Source organism: Mesorhizobium sp. WSM4976 (assembly GCF_029625685.1).
GTDB lineage: Bacteria > Pseudomonadota > Alphaproteobacteria > Rhizobiales > Rhizobiaceae > Mesorhizobium.
Genome location: NZ_JARTVT010000113.1, coordinates 1 through 506 on the forward strand (window position 1 = coordinate 1; position 506 = coordinate 506).

At 60.1% G+C, this 506-nt stretch carries 1 protein-coding gene; it reads left to right on the plus strand.

The features are described from left to right. Positions 1-506 (plus strand): hypothetical protein (locus P9272_RS35955; RefSeq protein WP_278164968.1); only part of this gene is annotated, 506 nt, incomplete at both ends.

Here is a 506-nt window from a genome sequence, read left to right on the forward strand (position 1 = left end):
TACATGCTGGTGTGGGTGTGGGCCTCGAAGCTGACACTGCTGTCGAACATCGGGACAGGCTGGAGCAAAGTCTGGACGGCCGACACCGTTCATTCGCCGCTCTCCTACCTCGGATCGGTGTCGGTAGGCCCTGAGTACGCCTATGCGCTGCGCACTTTGCTCGCCGGCACCAGCAAGGTGGTCAATCGGATTGGGTGGGATGCGACCGGTCTGCTGTCCGATGTCGATGTGACGCTCAGCGCGCTCTCTGGCAACGCGGTTGCCTGCTATTATGACCAAGAAAGCGACAGCGTCATCGTTCTCGATGTCAACGGCAACCTCTACGTCTACACTGCTGACCTTTCGACGCTGCTGCGGTCGAACACTTCGACGAGCATCGGCAGCTTGCCGGACCTGCCTATGCCAGCGCTGTCCAAGCGGATGAAGTCGGGATCGGACCTGATCGCCATCAAGTCGTTCGTGGGCAACGACATCCGGGAGTTCCGCGTATCCGATCTCGCCATGGT